Annotated in this window: 20 protein-coding genes; 10 read left to right on the top strand and 10 right to left on the bottom strand. The window is 69.1% G+C overall.

Annotated features, from left to right (window positions below; genetic code table 11):
• Window positions 1-350 precede the first annotated feature (350 nt).
• From FHG71_RS10560 to thyX, 3 genes are all read right to left on the bottom strand, one after another.
• A complete protein-coding gene (locus FHG71_RS10560) occupies window positions 351-998 on the bottom strand; it encodes a CHRD domain-containing protein (RefSeq protein ID WP_139081647.1) in 648 nt (215 codons plus the stop codon).
• 203 nt (window positions 999-1,201) lie between these two features.
• Window positions 1,202-1,921, bottom strand: coding sequence for a DUF3800 domain-containing protein (locus FHG71_RS10565; protein WP_176559373.1), 720 nt, complete (start codon window positions 1,919-1,921; stop codon window positions 1,202-1,204).
• Between the two features lie 2 nt (window positions 1,922-1,923).
• Window positions 1,924-2,829, bottom strand: a complete 906-nt coding sequence (thyX, locus tag FHG71_RS10570) for an FAD-dependent thymidylate synthase (protein ID WP_139081649.1) — start codon at window positions 2,827-2,829, stop codon at window positions 1,924-1,926.
• A 170-nt stretch (window positions 2,830-2,999) separates the two neighbouring features.
• Between thyX and FHG71_RS10575 the strand changes: the two genes are divergently transcribed.
• Genes FHG71_RS10575 through FHG71_RS10590 form a run of 4 tightly spaced genes read left to right on the top strand, consistent with a single transcriptional unit; the run spans window position 3,000 to window position 6,575 of the window.
• Window positions 3,000-4,010 carry a thymidylate synthase gene (locus tag FHG71_RS10575; RefSeq protein WP_139081650.1) on the top strand — a complete coding sequence of 337 codons (1,011 nt, stop codon included), beginning with the start codon at window positions 3,000-3,002 and terminating at the stop codon, window positions 4,008-4,010.
• Entirely contained in the window at window positions 4,000-5,388 is a 1,389-nt protein-coding gene (locus FHG71_RS10580; protein ID WP_139081651.1) for a hypothetical protein, read from the top strand. The genes FHG71_RS10575 and FHG71_RS10580 overlap by 11 nt, the downstream gene beginning before the upstream one ends.
• A gap of 57 nt (window positions 5,389-5,445) precedes the next feature.
• Window positions 5,446-5,874 (top strand): VOC family protein, encoded by a 429-nt coding sequence (locus FHG71_RS10585; protein ID WP_139081652.1) that lies wholly within the window; start codon window positions 5,446-5,448, stop codon window positions 5,872-5,874.
• Window positions 5,871-6,575, top strand: a complete 705-nt coding sequence (locus tag FHG71_RS10590; protein ID WP_342777514.1) for a DUF1194 domain-containing protein — start codon at window positions 5,871-5,873, stop codon at window positions 6,573-6,575. Before FHG71_RS10585 ends, FHG71_RS10590 begins: the two co-directional genes overlap by 4 nt.
• Here FHG71_RS10590 and FHG71_RS10595 read toward each other — a convergent pair.
• Together FHG71_RS10595 and FHG71_RS10600 are read right to left on the bottom strand one after the other, a co-directional pair.
• Window positions 6,572-7,078, bottom strand: a complete 507-nt coding sequence (locus FHG71_RS10595; RefSeq protein ID WP_139081653.1) for a MarR family winged helix-turn-helix transcriptional regulator — start codon at window positions 7,076-7,078, stop codon at window positions 6,572-6,574. The two genes, FHG71_RS10590 and FHG71_RS10595, sit on opposite strands and share 4 nt — an antisense overlap.
• 96 nt (window positions 7,079-7,174) lie before the next feature.
• On the bottom strand, window positions 7,175-7,447 hold the full coding sequence (locus tag FHG71_RS10600; RefSeq protein ID WP_139081654.1) for a succinate dehydrogenase assembly factor 2: 273 nt from the start codon (window positions 7,445-7,447) through the stop codon (window positions 7,175-7,177).
• 79 nt (window positions 7,448-7,526) lie between these two features.
• On the opposite strand from FHG71_RS10600, the gene FHG71_RS10605 reads away from it, so the two are divergent.
• From FHG71_RS10605 to FHG71_RS10615, 3 genes are all read left to right on the top strand, one after another.
• Window positions 7,527-8,729 carry a pyridoxal phosphate-dependent aminotransferase gene (locus tag FHG71_RS10605; RefSeq protein WP_139081655.1) on the top strand — a complete coding sequence of 401 codons (1,203 nt, stop codon included), beginning with the start codon at window positions 7,527-7,529 and terminating at the stop codon, window positions 8,727-8,729.
• A 71-nt stretch (window positions 8,730-8,800) separates the two neighbouring features.
• A complete protein-coding gene (locus tag FHG71_RS10610) occupies window positions 8,801-9,634 on the top strand; it encodes a TIGR02587 family membrane protein (protein ID WP_218014075.1) in 834 nt (277 codons plus the stop codon).
• Between the two features lie 9 nt (window positions 9,635-9,643).
• Complete coding sequence (locus tag FHG71_RS10615) at window positions 9,644-10,060, top strand: hypothetical protein (protein WP_139081656.1); 417 nt, start codon at window positions 9,644-9,646, stop codon at window positions 10,058-10,060.
• Here the strand turns inward: FHG71_RS10615 and FHG71_RS10620 are convergent.
• From FHG71_RS10620 to FHG71_RS10635, 4 genes are read right to left on the bottom strand one after another with little or no spacing between them, the layout of a single operon-like run.
• Entirely contained in the window at window positions 10,057-10,665 is a 609-nt protein-coding gene (locus FHG71_RS10620) for a DedA family protein (RefSeq protein WP_139081657.1), read from the bottom strand. The two genes, FHG71_RS10615 and FHG71_RS10620, sit on opposite strands and share 4 nt — an antisense overlap.
• A gap of 1 nt (window position 10,666) precedes the next feature.
• Window positions 10,667-12,052: an MATE family efflux transporter gene (locus FHG71_RS10625; RefSeq protein WP_139081658.1), complete on the bottom strand. Its 1,386-nt coding sequence runs from the start codon at window positions 12,050-12,052 to the stop codon at window positions 10,667-10,669.
• Between the two features lie 56 nt (window positions 12,053-12,108).
• Window positions 12,109-12,630, bottom strand: coding sequence for a P-loop nucleotide/nucleoside kinase family protein (locus FHG71_RS10630; protein WP_176559374.1), 522 nt, complete (start codon window positions 12,628-12,630; stop codon window positions 12,109-12,111).
• A gap of 44 nt (window positions 12,631-12,674) precedes the next feature.
• A complete protein-coding gene (locus FHG71_RS10635; protein ID WP_139081659.1) occupies window positions 12,675-13,553 on the bottom strand; it encodes an NAD-dependent epimerase/dehydratase family protein in 879 nt (292 codons plus the stop codon).
• Between the two features lie 101 nt (window positions 13,554-13,654).
• Here FHG71_RS10635 and FHG71_RS10640 point away from each other — a divergent pair, with 101 nt between their 5' ends.
• Both FHG71_RS10640 and parE read left to right on the top strand, forming a co-directional pair.
• Window positions 13,655-14,320, top strand: coding sequence for a glutathione S-transferase family protein (locus tag FHG71_RS10640; protein WP_139081660.1), 666 nt, complete (start codon window positions 13,655-13,657; stop codon window positions 14,318-14,320).
• A 77-nt stretch (window positions 14,321-14,397) separates the two neighbouring features.
• A complete protein-coding gene (gene parE, locus FHG71_RS10645; RefSeq protein ID WP_139081661.1) occupies window positions 14,398-16,350 on the top strand; it encodes a DNA topoisomerase IV subunit B in 1,953 nt (650 codons plus the stop codon).
• Window positions 16,351-17,002: 652 nt separating this feature from the next.
• Here the strand turns inward: parE and FHG71_RS10650 are convergent.
• Complete coding sequence (locus FHG71_RS10650) at window positions 17,003-18,151, bottom strand: acyl-CoA dehydrogenase family protein (protein WP_139081662.1); 1,149 nt, start codon at window positions 18,149-18,151, stop codon at window positions 17,003-17,005.
• A gap of 132 nt (window positions 18,152-18,283) precedes the next feature.
• Here FHG71_RS10650 and FHG71_RS10655 point away from each other — a divergent pair, with 132 nt between their 5' ends.
• A complete protein-coding gene (locus tag FHG71_RS10655) occupies window positions 18,284-18,976 on the top strand; it encodes a winged helix-turn-helix transcriptional regulator (protein ID WP_218014076.1) in 693 nt (230 codons plus the stop codon).
• The last annotated feature ends 37 nt before the right edge of the window (window positions 18,977-19,013 follow it).

Here is a 19,013-nt window from a genome sequence, read left to right on the forward strand (position 1 = left end):
CGCGGCGTCCGACCGGAGGGGCGGGCCGCGCCTCGCGCGATCCCCGCCATCCTCCCGCCCCCCAAAGAGCCTCTCGCCCGGGGACGCCGGTCCCGGGCATGGACAGCATTCTGCCGAGCCGTCGCAGGCCGCCTGCCATCCCGAGGCGGCCCGGAGGGGAGCGGCCTTCCCGTGCCCTCCGTGCGCCGGCGCGGCCCTGCACCCGTGCGGGTGGTCCGGGGGCCGGCGTCGGGGCGGAGGGTGCCGCTCCTGATCTCGTGGAGAGGAGCGTCGCAGGCCGAGGTTAACGGGCCGTTACAGCACCGAACGGTGGTCCCCCGATTCGCGCAACAGGGGACCACCGCCGGAGGTCAGGCCCGGCGACGCAAGCGCAGGAGGCCGAGGCCGCCCAGCGCGCCGACCAGGAGCACGCCCGCCGCCGGGACCGGCACGGGGGCGATCTCGCCCGCCGCCACCGGGAGGCTGACCGAGTAGCCGCCATCCGGGACGTTGGGATCGACGCCCGCGGGCACGGTCAGGCCGTGGACCACGATCTCGCGCAGGTCGAGGGGGGTGATCCCGGCGATCGTCGAGATGTCGAAGGTGTTCGTGAAGTCGATGACGCCGCCCGGCGCGGTCGGGAACTGGCCGCCCGCATCGACGAGGTTGAGCAGCACCGGACCGTAGAAGGGCGCGCCCTCGCCCACCTCGACGAAGCCGTCGCCGTCCGTGTCGGCCGAGGGCGGCGGGACGACCGAGTCGATCGGGTTCCCGTTCTCGTCCGAGCGGCCGTGGATGTGCTGGATGTGGATGATGTCGGGCTCCAGCCCCCGGACCATGAGGTGCACGGTGAGCAGGTTGCCGTCGAGCGTCAGCTCGGCCCGGCCTCTTACGCCCGAGTCGTTGAGGGGCTTGAGGGTGGCGAAATAGCTGTCCGCGCCGATCGTGGCCGCGCCGGCGATCGCCGGCATCAGGCCGGCCATGGCGAGCGCCAAGGTCGTATGGGCAAGTGGTCTCACGGTTGGTTCCTCCCTTTTCGTGGCCGCAGGAGTGCGACGCTACGTCAAGTAGGTGAGTTGGGTCGTGAGTCACGGCTGGGTTGGGTGGATGGGGATCGAAGGGCGGATGCGTGGCCGTTCGGGACGCAAGGGCCTGTGTCCAAGGTGGTCGCATTGGCTGCGTGAACCGGCGCCAAGACGCTTAGCTTCGGGCCTTAGATTTGCTAGGTTCCTCTTTGCCAACTTTTTGAACTAGGCCAATTCTTTGCGAAGGTGCATTTTAAGACGCCCGAAGCGGCAATCACTTCGTTGAACCTTTGACGCCATGTGTTTTCATCATAATACGAGTAGAACTGCTTCGCATATAGGAAAACGTCAGCAAGCTGAATCAAGCGACTGTGGTGCGACTTTGCGAAGTGAACCGTGTCAATGATATTGCCTATCTTTCGGCCATTCCGCCACTGGGTTCCATCTTTCCTGTAAGCAGACAATGCGGCAACGGATGGGCCTATTGCGGGATCATCGAAGTCACCAAATATCATCCCCAAACTGCCCTGCTTCTTCAAAAATTCGTCAATCTGCTCCACAAGCATCATGAAAGCTACGCTTTCCGTCTCTTGGCGAACAACGTAGTTTTCCGGGTTGATCCTAATGAAAAAGCGAACCAGCCCTGGCGCTGCACATATCCCTAGAAGTCGCTCCAAGATCAATAAACGGTCTTCGAATTTACGCCCCTTGAATGCACCCTTGCCGAAGAAGATCTCCTTTCCGTGGAACTCCGTTCCGCGTTCCAGCTTGCGCGACTTGAACACATCGTCTGCTAGAACTCCTATCTGCTCCTCAAGATCCAGCACCAATTCTTCACGTACACCTATGCCGCCCAACCAGAACGACTTCTGGTTAGGCGGATGCAACTTAACCTCATCGTAGTAGAATAGAAACACTTCTACCCCCACACCCCCTCGAACTCCCTCCATTCCCCCTTACTCATGCCCGAGGTCTCCTGCGTGACCACCTCGCCGGCGAGCCTCCGCTTCAGGACCTCGACGCCGCGGGCGGAGAGCGTCGTGCCGCCGAGGCGGAAGTCGGCGAAGGCCTTCCAGGCGAAGGGGACCCAGTCCTCGGTGATGCGGCCGATGGCGTCGGCGTAGACGCGGATCTCGTACTGGGCGTGCGAATCGGCGCGCAGGCGGATGAAGTTGAACAGGTTGTGCAGGTTCGTCTTCCAGTACCACTGGGTGTAGACGTTCATGGGCAGGTTCATCCGCGCGAGTTCCCGCGCGAGGCCCTGCTGCCCCTCCTGCGAGATCATCGATTCGTAGTGGTCGTAGGCCTGCGTCGCGTCCTCGCGCAGCCAGCCCAGGACACGCTGGGCCTCGTCGTCGGACAGCGTCTCGCCCCTGCCCTGGTTGTTGACCGAGGACTGGGCGGCCAGGGCCTCGGGCGCGGGGATGTAGAACTCCCGATCCAGGATCGAGTAGCGGGCGCTGTATTCGTTGACGGAGGCCGTGCGGTGGCGGATCCACTGGCGCGCGACGAAGACGGGCAGCTTCACGTGGAGCTTGATCTCGCACATCTCGAAGGGGGTCGAGTGCCAGTGGCGCATGAGGTAGCGGATCAGGCCCTCGTCGGTCTGCACGGACTTGGTGCCCTTGCCGTAGCTGACGCGGGCGGCCTGACAGATGGCGGCGTCGTCGCCCATGTAGTCCACGACGCGGACGAAGCCGTGGTCGAGCACCGGGTGGACGAGGTGGAGGTGGCGCTCCATGCCGTCCGCGACGGGGCGGAGCGTGGGGCGGGGCGCGTCGCGGAGGGCCGCGATCTCGGCCTCCTGCTCGGGCGTGAGGGGCATGGCGGTCTCCTGGCCTGGGTGCGCCTCGTCATAGGGCCGCCCATGGGTCAAGGGAAAGACGTGGCGCGGGCGTGACACCCGCAGCCTTGCCGCCGGGGCGCGGTTGACCCATGGGCGGGTTTGCGGCGACGCTGCGCCGGACGACCCCCTGCAACGGACAGGCCCCTGTGATGAACCGCTCCCTTCTCGTGCTGGGCCTGCTGGCCAGCCTGTCTGCCTGCAGCGACGGGCAGCCCTTCGAGTTCGGCAATCCGACGGAGCCCGTCCCCGGCCCCGAGGACCCGACAGACAACGGGGTGCCGGAGGATATCCGCGGCAACCTGAACGGGGCGACCTACACGCCGCCCTCGGGGGACGACAACGGGCGGCTGGTGGTCGAGATCGCGTCGCTGGACACGACGCCGGTCGAGGCGGCGTACCGGCGCCGTACCGTCCTGGACGTGTGCGACGACGGCGCCTGCTCCGACGGGGAGGCGGTCGAGGACGGCTACGTCGCCTACACGATGCAGGAGGACCCGCTGGACCGCTTCTTCATCGGCCTCGCGCGGCAGAGCCGGGACGGATCGGTCGAAGGCACGGTCGTGGTCGATGGCGGCCAGTTCAACACCTATTTCGGCGGCGTGAACTATGGCCGGAACGGCGCCTATTCGCCCCATGTGCCCGACCAGCCGGACAATGGGCTGGTCAGCTACGCCGGGGCCTATGTGGGGATGCTCAACGGCCCCGTACCACGCCCGAACGAGGCCCTGGATGTCCCGGCGGGGACGGACCCCGCCCTGTTGCCGGGTCAGGCGATCCGGGTCCAAGGCGACGTGTTCCTGAATGCCGACTTTGCCGATAATGCCGTGAACGGTGCCATCTACAACCGCGAGGCTGTCGATGCTTTGCCGGGTGACCTCACGCTCAAGGATCTTGCCCTGACGCCCGCCGACATCGGCGAGAATGGTCGCTTTGAGGGTCAGGTCGAGCCGGACAACGAGATCGGCACTGCCATCGGCAGCTATGGCGGGGTCTTCGGTGGGACCGGCGCGACGGCGGTGGCCGGCGGCGTGCGCCTGGAAGGCGACTTCATCGCCGAGGTCGAGAACGAGCAGGAGTATGGCCTCTTCGTCCTGGACAGATGCGGAGAGCAGAGCACAGCCGACGTCTGCAACCGGGTCGAGCCGGACGTTGAGAATTAAGACTCTCGCCGCCGTTCTCGCCCTCGCTTGGGGCGGCATGGCGGCGGCACAGCCAGCCCGGCTGGACATGACCCTGCCCGAGGCGCGCGCGATCGCACGGCAGGCGGTGCTGTCGGGCGACGCCGCCCTGGCGCGCGAGATCGCGGCGGGGCTGCTGGCCGGGAATCCGGACGACCGGGCCGCGCTGGTGGTGCTGGCCTCCGCCGAGCCGGCGCTGGGGCGCCCGGCGCAAGGCCGGCTGGCGGCCGCGCGGGCTTGGCGGCTGTCGCGTACGGACGCCCAGCGGCACGAGGCGGCACGGCTGGCGGCGGCGGCTGCGCTGGCCGAGAGGCGGTTCTTCCTGGCCGAGTTCTGGCTGCGGCGCGCGCTCAACGTGGCGCCCGACGCCGAGCAGGAGGCGCGCACGCGACGCGATGCCGGCCGGGTGAGGACGCTGAACCCTTGGCGGGTGGACGTGGAGTTGTCCTTCGCCCCGTCCGACAACGTGAACGGCGGGTCGGAATCGGCCTTCAATCTGGTCGATGGCCTGCCCTTCGTGGGGGTCATCAGCGTCGATGGGCGCGCTCTGGCGGGCTATGAGGGCACGCTCGACCTGCGGGTGAGCCGGCGCCTGTCGGAAAGCGAGCGGCAGCGCACGGTCCTGTCGGTGCGCGCCTATGCCCGGGGCGTGGCCCTGTCACAGGAAGCGAAGGACCTAATCGAGCAGGAGACGGACCCTGGCGACCCGCCGATCACGGGGGCGGACTTCGCGTTCCGCTCGGTCGAGCTGCGGCTGCGGCAGGACCGGGCGCTCGCGGGCGCGCGGGTGGGGGCCGACCTGTCGCTGGGCTCCACCTGGTCGGGGGACGAGCTTTACCGGCGGACGCTGCGGCTGGCGGGCGACGCGAGCCGGCCGCTGGGCGAAGGGCGGCAGGTCCGCGTCTCGGGCTTCGTCGAGCCGCGCTGGGACGACGACGGAGACCGGGCCGAGCTGCGTCTGGGGGCCGAAGGCGCCTGGAGCACGCGCGCCTTCGGGCGGGACCGGCTGACCCTGGCGCTGTCGCGGGGCCAGGTGCGCAGCGACAACGTCAACGCCGCCCAGACCTCGTGGGGGGCACGGGCGAGCTATGACCTGGGCCGCGCCGTCGGACCGGCGCGGCTGGGGGTGGACGTCCGGGCGCTCTGGTCGGATTACGAGGATTATGCCGTGGTCTTCCCGGTGCCGGGCGGGCGGCAGGACCGGACGCTGTCGGTCACGCTGGAGGCCGCCTTCGCCGCCTGGGACTACGCGGGCTTCATCCCGGTCGCGACGCTGGAGGCCAGCCGCACCGAAAGCAACGTCGGCCGGTTCGACAGCGACAACCTGGGCCTGGGCGTCGCCATCCGCTCGACCTTCTGACGGGGCTGGCGCGGCGCCGGGGCGCTGCTACCTTCGCCCTCGCAAAGGAGGGACGGCATGACGATCCGTTATCTGCATACGATGGTCCGGGTTCTGGACCTGGAAAAATCCATGGCATTCTTCGAGAAGCTGGGCCTGAAGGAGGTCCGGCGCATCGACAACGAGGGCGGGCGCTTCAGCCTCGTCTTCATGGCGCCTCCGGGGCAGGAGGAATGCCCGGTGGAGCTGACCTGGAACTGGGACGGCGACGAGGGCCTGCCGTCGGATTCGCGGCATTTCGGGCACCTCGCCTACGAGGTCGACGACATCTACGCGATGTGCCAGTCGCTGATGGACTCGGGCATCACCATCAACCGGCCGCCGCGCGACGGGCACATGGCCTTTGTGCGCTCGCCGGACAACGTGTCGGTGGAGCTGCTCCAGAAGGGCGGGCGCAAGGAGCCGGCCGAGCCCTGGGCCTCGATGCCCAACACGGGCCACTGGTGAGGCTCGTCCCCCCTGCCCTGCTGGCCGCGTCGGCCCTGGCGGGGCCGGCGGGGGCGGACGGATGCCGGCTGGCGCTGGTGCTGGCCATCGACGTCTCCTCCTCGGTGGATGCCGAGGAGGACCGTCTCCAGCGCGAGGGGCTGGCGCGGGCTTTGCTGGCGCCAGAGGTCGTGCGGGCGTTCCTTGCCGGCGATCCGGTGGCGCTCCATGCCTTCGAATGGTCGGGGCAGCGGACGCAGGTGCCGTTCTGGCCCGGCTGGGTGATGGTCGAGGACGAGCCCACGCTGGAGCGGCTGGCCGCGACCATCGCCGGGAGCCCGCGCAGCACGGACGAGCTGCCCACCGCGGTCGGCGCGGCGCTGGCGCGGGGGGCCATCGCGCTGCGCGACGGGCCGGACTGCCGGGCGCGGACCATCGACGTCGCGGGGGACGGCTTCCACAACGAAGGCTTCGGGCCCGACCTTGCCTATCGGGAGTTCCCCTTCACGGGCGTGACCGTCAACGCGCTGGTCATCGGCGGGTCCGATTTCGAGGCGGAGCTGGTCCGCTGGTTCGAGGCGGAAGTCATGCGGGGACCGGGCGCCTTTGTCGAGGTGGCGGAGGGCTATGGCGACTACGCGCGGGCGATGGAGCGCAAGCTCTTGCGGGAGCTGGGGCTGCCCGCGGTGAGCGGGACGCCCGAGGGCGACGACGCGGGCTAGTAGATGTAGCGGATCTGGTCGGTCCAGTAGCGCTCCATCCGGCGCAGCGCGCGCGTGATCTCGTCCATGGCGTCGGCGTCGAGGATGGCGCGGGAAGTCAGCCCCTCGGCATGGGTGGCGAAGAGGCGGGCCACCACCTCGCGCAGCTTGCGGCCCTTGTCGGTCAGGCGCACGCGGACGGAACGGCGGTCGATCTCGCTGCGCTGGTGATGGAGGTAGCCCAGCTCCACCAGCTTCTTGAGGTTGTAGCTGACGTTCGAGCCCTGGTAGTAGCCGCGGGTCTTGAGCTCGCCGGCCGTCACCTCGTGGTCGGCGACGTGGAAGATCAGGAGCGCCTGCACGGGGTTCACGTCCAGGATGTGCAGCCGCTCGAACTCGTCCTTGATGACGTCGAGGAGGAGGCGGTGAAGACGCTCCACCAGCGTGAGGGCGTCGAGGTAGCTGCGCATGAAGGCCGCATCCCGCGCGGGCAGCGGCGAATCAACGGGGGTCCGGGCGTTCATGGCAGGCTCCGATCTGGCGCATCTGCGTCAGCTTGCCGGGAAAATCGCCAAGATCGGGTTAAGCAACCGCGCCCGAATGCCTCGAATTCGAGCGATTCAGTCAGGGCGCGTGAGGCCCACGGCGCCCGCGCGGATGCGGTCGATCAGGGGCGCGAAGCGGGGCGGCGTGGGCGCCGAGCCGATGATCCAGGCGAGGAGGTCGTGGTCGTTCTCGGCCAGCATCGCTTCGTAAAGGTCGAGATCGGCGGGCGGCATGGCCGCCAGCTCGCGCCCGGCGAAGTCGCGCAGGATCAGGTCCATCTCGCGGATGCCGCGCCACATGGAGCGGGTCTTCAGGCGGCCGAGCCGCGCCTCGTGCGTCTCTGTCATGGCTCGCCCCCCTTGGCGCTTGTGAGTGGCCGGACCGGGGCCTAAAGGCGGATGGATCCCCTGCCCGAGAGATGCCCCGATGCCCTTCCTGTCCGCCACGCTCGACCGCGTCAAGCCGTCCCCGACCATCGCCGTCACCACCCGCGCGCAGGAGCTGAAGGCCATGGGCCGCGACGTGATCGGGCTGGGCGCGGGCGAGCCCGACTTCGACACGCCGGAGAACATCCGCGAGGCGGGCATTCGCGCCATCCGGGAAGGAAAGACCCGCTACACGGCGGTGGACGGCATCCCGGAGCTGAAGCGCGCGATCTGCCAGAAGTTCGACCGCGAGAACGGGCTCGTGTACCAGCCGGCGCAGGTCACGGTGGGCACGGGCGGCAAGCAGGTGCTCTACAACGCGCTGATGGCGACGCTGAACCTGGGCGACGAGGTCATCATCCCCGCGCCCTACTGGGTGAGCTATCCCGACATGGTGCTGCTGGCCGGGGGCGTGCCGGTCTTCGTGGCCGCGGGGCCCGAGGCGGGGTTCAAGATCACGCCGGAGCAGCTGGAGGCCGCGATCACGCCGCGCACCAAGTGGCTGATCTTCAACTCGCCGTCCAATCCCACGGGCGCGGGCTACACCGCCGCCGAGATCAAGGGACTGACGGACGTGCTGCTGCGCCACCCGCAGGTCTGGGTGATGGCGGACGACATGTACGAGCATCTGGTCTTCGACGACTTCCGCTTTGCCACGCCGGCGCAGGTGGAGCCCGCGCTCTACGAGCGGACGCTGACCGTGAACGGGGTCAGCAAGGCCTATGCGATGACGGGCTGGCGGATCGGCTATGCCGCCGGGCCGGTGCCGCTGATCCGCGCCATGGGCAAGATCCAGTCGCAGAGCACGTCGAACCCCTGCTCGATCAGCCAATGGGCCGCCGTGGAGGCGCTGACGGGGCCGCAGGACTTCCTCGGCCCCAACCGCGCGCTGTTCCAGGGGCGGCGCGACCTGGTCGTGGGGATGCTGAACGAGGCGGCGGGCGTCCGCTGCCCCAAGCCCGAGGGCGCCTTCTACGTCTATCCCGACATCTCGGGCTGCATCGGCAAGGTGAGCCGGGGCGGCACGGCGATCGAGACGGACGAGGACTTCGCCACCGCCCTTCTCGACGAGACGGGGGTGGCGGTGGTGTTCGGCGCGGCCTTCGGGCTGAGCCCCGCCTTCCGGGTGAGCTATGCCACCTCGGACGCCCAGTTGCGCGAGGCCTGCGCGCGCATCCAGGACTTCTGCGCCGGACTCGGCTGAGGCCCGGCAAGGAACCCGCGACGGGCGGGGCCGGTTGAGGCCCCGTCCGACACCGGGGGAGGATCCGCCCTTTGCCGACAGGGCCCGCGACCCCCTCGACCGCCACCGGCAACCGCGCCTATGCGGTGGACCTGATGCGGGCCTTCGGGGGCGCCATCCTCTTCGCCTTCCCCCTCGTGATGACGATGGAGATGTGGTGGCTGGGGTTCTACATGGACCGGCTGCGGCTTTTGCTGTTCCTGGCGCTGAACCTCGTGCTGCTGCTGGGCCTGTCCTACTACGCGGGCTTTCGCACCGCCTTCGACCTCAAGGAGGACGCGCTCGACGCCTTCGCGGCCGCCGGGGTGGGCGTCCTCGCGGCGGCGGCGATGCTGGCGGCCTTCGGGCTGATCGGGCCGGGCATGGGCTGGGACGAGCTGCTGGGCAAGGTGGCGGTCCAGTCGGTCCCGGCCAGCGTCGGCGCCATGGCCGCGCGGCGCCAGTTGGGCGACGATGACGGGGGCGAGGCCCCGCCCAGCTACCAGGGACAGCTTGTCCTGATGCTGGCGGGGGCGTTGTTCCTGGCCTTCAACGTCGCGCCCACGGAGGAGATGGTCCTGATCGCCCTGCAGATGGAGCCCTGGCAGGGGATGCTGCTGGTGGGCCTGTCGGTCGCGGTGCTGCACGCCTTTGTCTATTCGCTCGACTTCTCGGGGCAGGAGAGGCTGCCGGGAGATGGCGGCTTCAGGCGGAGCTTCTTCGGCTTCAGCGTCGCGGGCTACGGCATCGCGGTGCTGGTGAGCCTTTACGTGCTCTGGACTTTCGGGCGGACGGACGGGACGGAGCCCGGCCTCGTGGCGATGATGACGGTGGTGCTGGGCTTTCCGGCGGCGCTGGGGGCCGCGCTGGCGCGGCTCGTGGTCTGAGGGCGCGGGATGGACGGGCGGGAGGATGGGCCGGAGCGGGACGAGGAGCCGTCGGGCACGCCCGCGCTGGAATGGATCGCCGCCGGGGTCGGCGCGGGGCTGACGCTGGGGCTGCTGGCCTTCCTGGGATGGCAGGCCTGGCTGCGGACCGACGAGCCGCCGGTAATCGTCGTGGCCGAAGGGGCGGTGACGGAAGCGGCGGAAGGCTTCGTGGTCGAGGTGACGGCGGTGAACCTGGCGGCCGCGACGGCGGCGGCGGTGGAGATCGAGGGCGTGCTGCGCCGGGACGGAACGGCGGTCGAGACCAGCCGGGTCACGCTCGACCACGTGCCCGGCCGGTCGGAGCGGCGGGCGGGGCTCTACTTCGCGCAGGACCCGCGCCGATACGACCTCGACCTGAGGGCGCTGGGCTTCGCGGAGCCCTAGGCCCGGCGGCGGCGGAGCAGGCCGCGGGCGACGCGGTACAGGTAGAGGCCCACGATCAGGACGACGACGAGAGTCGAGACGGGGTTCACCCAGTGCTCGACCGCCGCGTAGTTGTCCTCCAGCAGGTAGCCCGCCCCGGCCAGGAGCGCGATCCAGATGGCGCTGCCGGCGGCCGTGTAGGCCAGGAAGGACGGGAAGGACATTCCGGACAGCCCGGCGGGGACCGAGATCAGCGTCCGCGCCGTCGGCACGAGGCGGCCGAGGAACACGGCCGCCGGCCCGTAGCGGTGGAACCAGTCCATGGCGTCGATGGCCTCCTCGCGCGACATGGTGAGCCAGACGCCGTGGCGGTCGAGGAAGCGCAGGAAACGCTCGCGTCCCCAGAGGCGCGCGAGGGCGTACCAGAAGAGCGTGCCCAGGACCGAGCCCAGCGTGGCGACGATCAGGAGGCCGGTGAGGCTGAAGGTCCCCTCGGCCGCCTTGAAGCCCGCGAGGGGGACGATCAGCTCGGAGGGGATCGGGGGGAAGACGTTTTCCAGGATCATGAGGAGGCCCACCGCGAGGAGGCCCCCCTGCTCGATCCAGCCGGTGATGAAGTCGAACATTCTAGGCGTGCAGTCCTGAAAGGGGGCGCGAGGCGCGGCGCCAGAACCGTGCCATGAGAAGCGCGGAGGCCGCAACGAGGGACGTCACCAGCCCCAGCCAGACGCCCGAGGCGCCCCAGCCCAGGACGAAGCCCAGGAGATAGGCCACCGGAAGCCCGAGGGCCCAGTAGGAGAGCGCGGCGAGCACCATCGGCACGGTCGTGTCCTGCAATCCCCGCAAGAGGCCCATGGCGAGGACCTGCATCCCGTCGAAGACCTGGAAGAGGGCGGCGAAGGCGAGGAGGCCCACGCCCAGCGCCAGCACCTGCGGCGCGGCAGGGTCGGCGGCGTCGAGGAAGAGCGACAGGAGCGGCCCCGGCACGAGGAGGAACACGAGCGAGGCCAGCGCCGCGAAGCCCGCGGAGAGCGCGATGGCGACGAGCGCGCCCTGGCGCAGCCCCTCGCGGTCGGCCCGGCCCAGCGCCTGCCCCGCCCGCACGGTCACGGCCTGGCTGAGGCCGAGGTGGAGCATGAAGGTGGCCGAAGCCATCTGGAGCGCCACGCCGTGCGCGGCCAGCGCGATCTCGCCCAGCCAGCCCATCAGGACGGAGGAGCCGGCGAAGAGCCCGACCTCGGCCAGGAGCTGCCCGCCGATGGGCCAGCCCAGGCGGTAGACGCGCCCCATCGCCGCCCAGTCCGGGACCCACCAGCGCTGGAGGAGCCGGTAGTCGGGCAGCCAGCCCAGCGCATAGGCCCAGAGGATCGCCGCCGTCAGCGTCTGCGTGCCCAGCGCCGCCCAGGCCGCGCCCTCGATCCCCATCTCGGGCAGGCCCCAGGCGCCGAAGATCAGCCCGTAGCCCAGGACGGCGTTGAGGAGCGCCGCGGCGACGGTCGACCACATCAGCACCCCGGCCCGCTCCAGCGCCGAGAGGAACGAGCGCAGGACGGCGATCATCATCGTCGGGAAGATGCCCCAGCCCGCGATGGCGAGGTAGCGCCCCGCGAGGTCGGCGATGGCGGGCTCCTGCCCCAGATGCGAGAAGATCAGCCCGGACCAGAGCAGGACCGGAAGGAACAGCGCCGCGTAGCCCATGGACAGCCACAGCCCCATCCGGGTGACGCGGCGCACCTCGCGCAGGTCGCCCGCCTCGCGCGCGGTGGCGGCGAGCGGCATGACGGCGATGCCGAAGCCCGAGCCCATCAGGAAGACGATGTACCAGAGCGACGAGGCCAGCGTGATGGCCGCGAGCTCGGTCACGCCGTACCAGCCCATCAGCACGATGTCCGTGAGATGGATGGCGAAGCCCGCGAGGTTGGAGCCGATGAGCGGCACCGCGAGGCCGATGAGGCCACGCGCATGGCCGCCCCAGCCCGAACGGGCCGGCGTGAAGGCAGGAACCTGGGTCATGGCGCCGCACTTAGGCCGGAGCGGCGCCAGAATCCAGCGCAGCGGTCAGCGAACGGTCAGATCGGCGCCGAATCGTGCAGCGCGCGAACGTCGTGGCCGTTCAGGGCGGCCATCTCTTCGGGGCTGGGCCGCTGCCAGAGGCTTTCGATGAAGTCGAACATCGGGCGGGTGACGGTGACACGGTAGGTCTCGCCCTGGGCGGCGTTGCGCGCCTCGACGCGGCGCCAGCGCTCCTCGGGACCGGGGTCGAGAAGGTGGAGGCGCAGGTCGAGGCCGGCCTCGCGCGCGGCCTGCGCGGCGCGGGCGCGCTGGTCGGCCCGCAGGAAGCTGAGGTCGAGCACGACGGGCAGGCCCCGGCGGGCGCAGGCGACGGCGGTCCTGAGGATCTGCGCCTCGCAGCGGGCGACGCGCTCGGCGATCCAGGGCCATTGCGGCGGCTGGGGCGCGTCGGGGCCGAAGAGCGTCACCATCCAGTCATCGATGGACAGATGGAGCGCGCCCAGCTCCTCGCAGAGCCGGAGCGCGTGGGTGGTCTTGCCGGCGCCCGCCGCGCCGCAGACGAGGTGGAGAGTGGTCACTCGGGGGGCCTTCGATGGTGCGGGGGCCGCAGCCCCCGGACGGGTCAGGGCAGGTCGCGCCAGCCGTGGCTGGGGGCGTAATTCAGGAGCCGCTTGGCCTTGGCGTTGCTGTAGAACGTCTCGTGCTCGCCCAGGGGACGCTTGAGGGGGACGCCCTTGTAGAAGCGGTCGATGACCTCGGCCGAGGGCATCCCGACGGACGAGTCGTCGTTGGAGACATTGAAGACCTGATAGCCCAGCCCGTCCGTTCTCAGGCAGCGGTCCACCATGTGGCCGAGGTCGCGCGCGTCGATGTAGGCGAAGATGTTGCGGCGGCGGACCTCGGGCGTCTCGCGCCAGGCCTTGGCGTGGCCCAGGTATTCGTGCGGCTCGATGACGTTGTTGATGCGGAGCGCGTAGATGTCGAAGCCGGTGCGGGCCTGGAAGCTGCGGGCCGTCGCCTCGTTGCAGACCTTGGACATGGCGTAGCTGTCCTGGGGCACCGTGGGGTGCTCCTCGTCCACGGGGATGTAGTCGGGGCGGATCTCTCCTTGCGCGAAGCAGACGCCGTAGGTCGTCTCGCTCGAGGCGATGATGATCTTCCTGATGCCGAGCTTGGTGGCCGCGTCGAGAATGTTGAAGGTCGAGAGGACGTTGACGCGATAAGTCTCGCTGTCCGCGGTCAGGAACATCGAGGGGATGGCCGCGAAGTGGACGACCGCGTCGTAGGGCGCGGGGGGCTCGTCCAGTTCGGCTCCGGAGGCGGGCGAGGCCATGGCATTGAAGACCTGATGGCCGTCGGTGAGGTCCACCCGGAGGTCGGGGACGTTCGGATGGTTGAGCTTCACGAGATCGATATTGGTGACGCGGTGGCCCTGCTCGACCAGATGAGGGATGGCGTGGCGGCCGGCCTTGCCGGCGCCCCCGGTGAAGAAGACGCGCATGTGTTCCTCCTTTGTCGCGGCGGAGTGAAGCCTGCCCGGTCCCGGCTTTCAAGGCCGCGCGGGGCGCACTAGCAAGGAGATCGGAACAGGAGGCCCCGTCCATGCCCGTGCTCTACGGTTCTTATCGCAGCCGCGCGACCCGCAACCTTTGGCTCGCGGGCGAGATCGGGCTGGAACTGGAGTTGAGGCAGGTGTGGCAGGCGTACCGGCTCGACAAGCCCGACGCGCCCGACGCGCCGTTCAATACGCGGTCGCGCGGGTTCCTGTCGCTGTCGCCCATGGGGGCGATTCCCGTGCTGGTGGACGGCGATCTGGTGCTGGCCGAGTCGCTGGCGATCAACCTGTATCTCGCGCGCCGCTACGGCGGCGACCTGGGGCCGCGCGACGAGGCGGAGAACGCGCTGATGACCCAGTGGACCCTGTTCGCCGCGACGGCGATGGAAGGGCCGGGGCTGGCCATCCAGAACGTCCACACCTATGGCCGGGCCGACAGCGAGGCGGGGCGTGGCGAGATCGCCGACAAGGTCGAAGCGCTGGGCCGGCCGCTGCGGGTGCTGGAGGGACACCTGGGGCGCGACGGCCACATGGTGGGCGGGCGCTTCACGGTCGCCGACATCAACGTGGCCGAGATCCTGCGCTATGCCCAGAGCCACGAGCCGCTCCTGGCCGAGTATCCGGCGGTTGACGGATGGCTGCGGGCCTGTCAGGCCCGGCCGGCCTTCCGGGCCATGTGGGACCGGCGCGCGGCCGAGCCCATGTGGCTCTGACGCCTGCGGCACCGAGAACGTTGCGAAAAGGGACGGAAATGACTAGTTGGGAAGAACACAACGAGAACATGACGCCCATGCCCGACGATCTCCTGGCTGCCGCCGACACCTATGACGCCTCCTCGATCGAGGTGCTGGAAGGGCTCGAGCCCGTCCGCAAGCGCCCCGGCATGTATATCGGGGGCACGGACGAGCACGCGCTCCACCACCTCGTGGCCGAGATCCTCGACAACTCCATGGACGAGGCGGTGGCGGGGCATGCCAACCGCATCGAGGTGGAACTGCTGGCGGACGGCTCGATCACGATCCGCGACAACGGGCGCGGCATGCCCATCGACCCGCATCCCAAGTTCCCCGGCAAGAGCGCGCTGGAGGTGATCCACTGCACCCTGCACGCAGGGGGCAAGTTCTCGGGCAAGGCCTACGAGACGAGCGGAGGCCTGCACGGCGTGGGCGCGTCCGTGGTGAACGCGCTGTCGGACAGCCTCGTCGTGCAGGTGGCGCGGAACAAGGTGCTCTACGAGCAGCGCTTCTCGCGCGGGATTCCGCTGGAGCCGTTGCAGGTGCTGGGGGCGGCGCCGAACCGGCGGGGGACGTCGTCCACGTTCCACCCGGATGCGGAAATCTTCGGGCATCACAAGCTGCGGCCGTCGCGGCTGTTCAAGATGGTGCGGTCCAAGGCCTACCTGTTCTCGGGCGTCGAGATCCGCTGGAGGTCCGAGATCGAGGAAGGCGACACGCCGACGGAGGCGACGTTCCGCTTCCCCGGCGGCCTGTCGGATTACCTGACCGAGACGCTTGGCGGCGCCAGCACCTATGCCGAGAAGCCCTTCGCGGGCCTCGTGTCGTTCCAGGAGAAGTTCGGCGTTCCGGGCAAGGTGGAATGGGCGGTCAACTGGACGCCCGCGCGGGACGGCTTCATCCAGTCCTACTGCAACACGATCCCGACTCCCGAGGGCGGCACGCACGAGACGGGCTTCTGGGCGGCGATCCTGAAGGGCCTCAAGGCCTATGGGGAGTTGGCCAAGAACCGCAAGGCGCAGGAGATCACGCGCGAGGACCTGCTGACGGGCGGCTGCGCGCTGGTGTCCTGCTTCATCCGCGAGCCGGAGTTCGTGGGCCAGACCAAGGACCGGCTGGCGACCACGGACGCCGCGCGGCTGGTCGAGGGCGCGGTGCGCGACCACTTCGACCACTGGCTGGCGGCGAACACCAAGTCGGCGGGAGCGATCCTCGATTTCCTGATCCTGCGGGCCGAGGAGCGGCTGCGCCGGCGGCAGGAGAAGGAGACGGCGCGCAAGTCGGCCACGCGCAAGCTGCGGCTGCCCGGCAAGCTCGTGGACTGCTCGGCCACGGCGCGGGACGGGACGGAGCTGTTCATCGTCGAGGGCGACTCGGCGGGCGGCAGTGCCAAGATGGCGCGGGACCGGCGGACGCAGGCGCTGCTGCCGCTGCGGGGCAAGATCCTGAACGTGCTGGGGGCGGCGTCCTCCAAGCTCGGCAGCAACCAGGAGATCGCGGACCTCGCGCAGGCGCTGGGCGTGGGACTGGGGTCGAAGTTCAACATCGACGACCTGCGCTACGACAAGGTCATCATCATGACCGACGCCGACGTGGACGGGGCGCACATCGCGTCGCTTCTGATGACGTTCTTCTTCACGCAGATGCGGCCCCTGATCGACAAGGGGCACCTGTATCTGGCCTGCCCGCCGCTCTACCGGCTCACGCAGGGCCAGAAGCGGCTTTATGTGGCCGACGACGCCGAGAAGGCGAAGTGGATGGCCAAGGGCATCGGCAGCAAGGGCAAGATCGACGTCCAGCGCTTCAAGGGCTTGGGCGAGATGGACGCCAAGGACCTCAAGGACACGACCATGGACCCCGCGACGCGGCGGCTGATCCGGGTGTCCTTGCAGGACGACGAGCCGGGCGAGACCGAGGACCTCGTGGAGCGCCTGATGGGCAAGAAGCCGGAGATGCGGTTCCAGTTCATCCAGGAGAACGCAAGGTTTGTGGAAGAGCTGGATGTTTGAGGGAGCTAGAAGATAGTGGCAACATGAGTGGTGCGTTGTTGCGTTCCAAGGCAGAAAAAGTGAACTTTGCTATTACTTCGGATTGAAGCCACCACCAGAGACTATCCTAATGTTTCGGCCGAAACCCGAGATCAAATGCGTGAGTTCGATCTCTCGCTTCGTATGCTTGGGTTTCGGCTCCGCTTTGGCTGCCGCGACAGACATTCCCTTTCCTCTATGCGGCCTCTTTCCTTTTGAGACTACGCAGTCAGCAGAGCGACTGAAATCTGGTCGGCCAGCGATGACCCAAGCCAGAACAGCTCTCTCAAAGCGAGTCTTTGCTCCGATCCTACTTCGATAAATGCTAATTAGTCTCGACTGACCTAGGTTCTCGGGAGGGATGCTTCCATCCAAGAGGCGGCTCAATCGTAGGGCGTAAGGTTGGAGTAGGTGTACCTGTTGTAGATTCATGCCCTTATGTTCTACTAAGGTTCCTCGAAGTCAATGCCCTTCGACATTGTGCTGCATACCGCCTAAGCACAACGAACTCGGCCCATGCGGGTAGCGGTCCTTCCCTGAGGCAACTGCGGAGTTGTTTGCGTTTAAGCAATAGGTTGAACAGTATAGCAGTGCTTAAGCTGTCAGCCTGATCGCCCTGTTGGGACTCGTCTTCTCAGAACACCCGTTCCACCGGCATCCCCAGCGCCATGCGCCCGGTGTACTCCGCCTGAGGCCCCGGCTGCATCGGGTGGAACCGGGCGCCCTGGAGGTCACGGAACCTCCGCTCTAGGCCGGCCTTGCGGTGGAAGCCTGCGCCGCCGGCGGCCTCCAGCGCCAGTTCGCCCACGGCCAGCGCATGGCGGGCGGCGAGCGTGCGGCCCATCATGATCCGGTTCACCGTGTCGGCGGAGGGGGCGTTCTCGGCCACCACCGCCAGCATCCCCCCGACCGCGAGGCGCGCGGCCATGAGCTCGGTGTCGAGGCGGCCCACGGCCGTGATCGTGTGGGGCGTGGGCTTGCGGGCGGCGAGGGCCACGGCGATGTCGCGGGCGGCCTCGGCGACGCCCAGGTAGGCCGAGTAGATCAGCGGGAAGGCGATGGTGGCGACGACCTGAAACATCGGGTGCCACTCGCCCGCGCGGCGGCGGAGCGAGACGGCCCCCGCCGGGACCACGTGGCCGTCGATCAGCACGTCGTGCGAGCCCGTGCCACGCATCCCCAGCGCGCGCCATGTGTCGAGCACCTGCACCTGCGGCGAGGCCAGCGGCACGGCGAAGTGCAGGACCTCGCCGGGGCCAGTCTCGTCGCCCTTCAGGACCGCGCCGGTCATCAGGAGGTCGCCCACCGGCGAGGCCGAGGAGAAGGCCTTGCGGGCGTGGATGCGGTAGCCGTCCTCGACCGGCACCGCTTCGCCGCTGCCGCCAACCCAGTCGGCACCGCCGGTCGAGACGAGGACGAGACGTTCGGCCGCGACGCGCTTGAGCAGCGGCTCGACGGCGGCGACCTGCTGGTGGCGCCAGCGCCAGGCGGGAATGGCGACCTGGTGCGTGTGCATGGCGAGCGCCAATGCCGTGGAGCCGCAATGGCGGGCGAGCGTGCGCAGCATGAGGGACAGCTCGGGGATGTCGGCGCCCCCTCCCCCGAGCTCGACCGGGACGCCGGCTTCGAGGAAGCCCGCAGCCTTCAGGTCGGCGAAGTTCTGCGCGACGAAGGCGTCCTCGTCGGCCTCTTCGGCGCGGGCGGCGAAGAGGGGGCCGAGGGCTTCGGCCTTTTCCAGGAGGGTCTGGGAGGGGTCGATGGAAATGGTCTCAAGTCTGGTCATGGGGATGCTCCGTTTCAATGACGGGCATCCTGCGCCCTGGGGAACGAATCGGTCCAGTATGGAAACTGTACTGGACGAACCCCGACATTGGTCGCAGTCTCGGACCAGTGTTGGTGTGCAGGAGGGGCGGTCATGAGCACCTCGTACGGGCAGTTCTGCCCGGTCTCCATGGCGGCCGAGGTCGTCTGCTCGCGCTGGACCGTGCTGGTGATCCGGGAGCTTCTCTGCGGGTCCACGCGCTTCAACGACCTGCGGCGGGGCGTGCCGCGCATGTCGCCGGCGCTGCTGTCCAAGCGGCTCAAGGAACTGGAGCAGGCGGGCATCGTGCGGGCCGAGCCCACGGGGACGCCGGGCGTCAACGACTACCGCCTGACGCGGGCGGGCGAGGAGCTGCGCCCGCTGGTCATGACCCTGGGCGACTGGGGGCAGAACTGGGTCGAGACCTCGCTGTCCTTGCGGAACCTCGATCCGTCGCTGCTGATGTGGGACATGCGGCGGCGAGTCGATCCCGGCCCTTTTCCCGCAGGCCGGACGGTGGTTCAGTTTCACTACCCCGAGCTGGACGAAGCGCGGCAGGACTGGTGGCTGGTGGTGGAGCGCGGGACGGTGGACCTGTGCCTGACCGATCCGGGGCACGAGGTCGACGTCTTCGTGCGCGGGTCCCTGCGGGTCATGACCTCGGTCTGGATGGGCTACACGAGCCTGCGGAGCGAGATGGCGCGCGGCGCGCTGGAGGTCGAGGGGCCGCCCGCGCTGGTGGCGGCAATGCCGGTCTGGCTGGGGCTGTCGACCTTCGCGCCGATGCGGCGGGCGCCGGCGGCCTGAGCCCTTGCCCTCCGGCGCGGGGCATGGCCTGATCGCG

The sequence above is a fragment of the Rubellimicrobium roseum genome (genome assembly GCF_006152145.1).
Lineage (GTDB): Bacteria > Pseudomonadota > Alphaproteobacteria > Rhodobacterales > Rhodobacteraceae > Rubellimicrobium > Rubellimicrobium roseum.